General features: G+C 38.8%; 1 protein-coding gene. It reads right to left on the reverse strand.

Features of this window, described 5'->3' with window-relative positions; all coding sequences use genetic code 11:
* Positions 1 to 1,648: Ig-like domain-containing protein (locus E5A76_RS02305; protein ID WP_161117979.1), on the reverse strand; the 1,648-nt coding region annotated here is incomplete at both ends.

Below are 1,648 nucleotides of genomic sequence, written 5' to 3' on the forward strand. Positions count from 1 at the left end.
AGTCAATATTTTCAAGAATAATATTAACGGAATCTTCTGTATTTATTTTTATCGAGATCACACTATCTTCACCATTTTGTGAAATAGACAAATAATCATCTAATGTCTCTGCTGTAGCATCTTTTAATAAATCACTGAGATTTAATTTATCTTCGGTTAAATTAAAATCTTGAATAGAATCAATATCATTAATAGACTCGCTTAGATCCCAAGCAAACGTATCAATACCAGATCCACCAATTAATACATCATTTCCTTGTCCACCAATCAGTAGATCATTTCCTTCACCGCCATTTAAGGAATCGTTACCGTCACTACCGAATAATGCATCATTGCCTGATAACCCTTTTAAAATATCAAGACCAATTTTACCTTGAAGGTTATTATCAGTTTCTGTTCCACTAACAACATTAATACTTGGATCAATGGTTACACTATCAAAGCCTGAGCTTTGACTCTGATTACTGCTTTCCTCACCCGTAGCGGTTACTTTTAATTCAATGTCGTTAGCCAGCTCTGCTGGTACTTTAATTTGTACACCTGGAAGCGAGACCTGCGTATCTGAAGCGTTCCATAATCCGGATTCACGAGTTAATACAATTACGCCATCAGCACCTACAGCCTTTATGACATTCGCATCAGCATCATACATTTTTACTCCATCAGGAAGACCAGATAACACACTACCTTGTGGTAAGCCTGATAGTACGATTTGAGTAATCGTTTCACTGCCATCAAGATCAGTTAGTCGGACATTAATATCGATTGAATAGGTATACGTTGGTTGCTCTTTAACCCAGCTATCACCATCCCAATAATATGTCCCATCTGCAAATTGGAGGCGCTCTATATCGTAGAGATCATCAGAACCTTCACGTGCATATACATTTTCGCCACTTATTATTCGTTTATCTGTTACTTCAAAAAATATCGATGATCCTGATCTTTCTATAGGCTTAGTAATATCGTAATCAGCGAAATTTCCAGCATAAACCGCAGTATCTACTCCTGCTGCACCGTATAATGAATCATCGCCTTGCTCACCCATTAAAATATCGTTACCAGCTCCGGCTGTTAATGTATCGTTAACTAGACCAGTCATCGGACTACCATCAATTGATGAATTACCGATGATCCCATCTTCACCAACTAAAACATTATCACCTTGTGAAGTTATCCTAATGCTATCTGATCCTTCCATTCCACGATAAGCATAACTTCCAGTATCTAAAGTATTCTTGAAAGGGTCATCAGTAGTATCAGTTAATGTTTTGGCATTATCGCCATACTCTTTTTCAACTGTTCCCCAATCAATATAATTCTTTCCACCTTCATATTTACCACCTGAACTATAGGTTGGTTCAGACGATATATTTACTGATACAAGAATTGGATCGGCTACTGCTATGACTATCACATTAATCGTGATGGTATCTGTACCCCCCTTGCCATCACTGACGATAACATCAAATTTGTCATTACCGTGGAAATCGGGGTTCGGGTCGTATGTCCAGTTACCGTTGGCATCTACCGTCACGGTGCCATTTTGGGGATCACTTGATTGAGTAAACGTCAACGTATCGCCATCGGCATCAGTGGCTGATAACTTGCCGCCCACTTTGACTTCTTCTTCGGTGGTAACCGCAAT

It is taken from the genome of Photobacterium lucens, assembly GCF_009873615.1.
GTDB classification, from domain to species: domain Bacteria; phylum Pseudomonadota; class Gammaproteobacteria; order Enterobacterales; family Vibrionaceae; genus Photobacterium; species Photobacterium lucens.